The following is a 1,838-nucleotide window of genomic DNA, read 5'->3' on the forward strand; positions in this document are numbered from 1 at the left end:
GCACTTGAAGTTCCTGCGAATTCAAGAACGTCCACTAGGGTATCTGTGACTGAGAAGGCTGTCGCATCTTGCGCTACTGTTGTTTTCACATTGTATGTGAAGACTTCATCACGTTTTGCGAGAGTTTCAGCTTCTTTGCCATTCACATCTTTCTTGATTTCTGGCTCGTCTGGTGTTGGAGGTGTTACTGGGACTTCATTAGAGTCTTTCGTAAAGCCTGGTTTGTTTGGTAGATCTGCCTTGTAAGCTGCCTTGTTAGGAACTTTCACAGTCTTATCTTCTGATAGGTAAGCAGACAAGTTTGCGCCGGCTTTGATCTTCGCGTCGAATGTTAATTCAACAGCTTGACCGCCATTGGCTTTCACTTGTTCCTCGGTAAGGGTCAAGGTAATGGTTTGTCCTTCTACCTTGATTTGGCTTGCATCAAGAGCTTGACCATTCAATTTAGCACTTGAAGTTCCTGCGAATTCAAGAACGTCTACTAGTGTATCTGTGACTGAGAAGGCTGTCGCATCTTGCGCTACACTTGTTTTCACGTTATAGGTGAAGACTTGGTCGCGTTTGTCAAGAGTTTCAGCTTCTTTGCCATTCACATCTTTCTTGATTTCTGGCTCGTCTGGTGTTGGAGGTGTTACTGGGACTTCGTTCGAATCCTTGTGCACACCTGGTTTGTGTGGGAAGCTTGCGTCATAAGAAGCCTTATTCGGAATCTGTGTACGACCGTCTTCCTTCACATATGCGGACAAGTTAGCGCCAGCTTTGATCTTCGCATCGAATGTTAATTCAACAGCTTGACCGCCATTGGCTTTCACTTGTTCCTCGGTAAGGGTCAAGGTAATGGTTTGACCTTCTACCTTGATTTGGCTTGCATCAAGAGCTTGACCATTCAATTTAGCACTTGAAGTTCCTGCGAATTCAAGAACGTCTACTAGTGTATCTGTGACTGAGAAGGCTGTCGCATCTTGCGCTACACTTGTTTTCACGTTATAGGTGAAGACTTGGTCGCGTTTGTCAAGAGTTTCAGCTTCTTTGCCATTCACATCTTTCTTGATTTCTGGCTCGTCTGGTGTTGGAGGTGTTACTGGGACTTCGTTCGAATCCTTGTGCACACCTGGTTTGTGTGGGAAGCTTGCGTCATAAGAAGCCTTATTCGGAATCTGTGTACGACCGTCTTCCTTCACATATGCGGACAAGTTTGCGCCAGCTTTGATCTTGGCGTCGAATGTTAATTCAACGGCTTGACCGCCATTGGCTTTCACTTGGTCTTCTGTAAGCGACAAGGTAATCGTTTGACCTTCTACCTTGATTTGGCTTGCATCAAGAGCTTGACCATTCAAGGTCGCACTTGATTTACCTGCGAACTCAAGAACATCTTCGATCTTATCGGTTACGCTGAAGGCTGTCGCATCTTGCGCTACTGTTGTTTTCACATTATAAGTGAAGACTTCATCACGTTTTGCGAGGGTTTCTTCTGCCTTGCCGTTAACATCTTTCTTGATCTCTGGCTCGTCTGGTGTTGGTGGCGTTACTGGGACTTCATTAGAGTCTTTGTGCACACCTGGTTTGTGTGGGAAGCTTGCGTCATAAGAAGCCTTATTCGGAATCTGTGTACGGCCGTCTTCCTTCACATATGCGGACAAGTTAGCGCCAGCTTTGATCTTCGCGTCGAACGTTAATTCAACTGCTTGACCGCCATTGGCTTTCACTTGGTCCTCTGTAAGGGTCAAGGTAATGGTTTGACCCTCTACCTTGATTTGGCTAGCATCAAGAGCTTGACCATTCAATTTAGCACTTGAAGTTCCTGCGAACTCAAGAACATCTTCGATCTTATCGGTTAC

1 protein-coding gene is annotated in these 1,838 nt (G+C 45.6%); it reads right to left on the reverse strand.

All coding sequences use genetic code 11. The features are described from left to right. Nucleotides 1–1,838, reverse strand: a 1,838-nt coding sequence (locus M1F63_RS10075; RefSeq protein ID WP_247941327.1) for an isopeptide-forming domain-containing fimbrial protein, incomplete at both ends; no start/stop codon positions are given.

It is taken from the genome of Streptococcus oralis (assembly GCF_023109155.1).
Taxonomy (GTDB): Bacteria; Bacillota; Bacilli; order Lactobacillales; family Streptococcaceae; genus Streptococcus; species Streptococcus oralis_BZ.